We start from the raw sequence: 254 nt of genomic DNA, 5'->3' as shown, positions 1-254 counted from the left end.
ATGTACCCGTGATAACAATATTCGACATTACCGTGACCTCCAAAAAACAAACCTTAATCTAAGAAAAGAGATAGATATTCATTTAATAAATGAAGGTATTTATACAAAGCCAATGAATCGTTATAGTATTTCTACAGCTCACGGGGATCAAGAAATGGAAGCAACCTTAAACGCCTTTGATAAAGTGTTAACGAAACGCTTAGGGGGAGATGGTATGTCTTAAGGGGGAGGAATCGTGTTAGAAAGTGAAGTAT

The 254-nt window shown here is 36.2% G+C and carries 1 protein-coding gene; it reads left to right on the top strand.

Annotation, left to right across the window (positions count from 1 at the left end):
• A partial coding sequence (locus tag AOA61_RS31095) for a hypothetical protein (RefSeq protein WP_218197310.1) occupies positions 1 to 223 on the top strand: 223 nt, incomplete at its 5' end.
• Between the last annotated feature and the right edge of the window lie 31 nt (positions 224 to 254).

This window comes from Pseudomonas sp. 2995-1 (assembly GCF_002742505.1).
In the GTDB taxonomy this organism is placed as follows: domain Bacteria; phylum Pseudomonadota; class Gammaproteobacteria; order Pseudomonadales; family Pseudomonadaceae; genus Aquipseudomonas; species Aquipseudomonas sivasensis.
The sequence above is the reverse complement of the archived record's forward strand: the minus strand, read 5'-3'. Positions and strand labels throughout refer to the sequence as shown.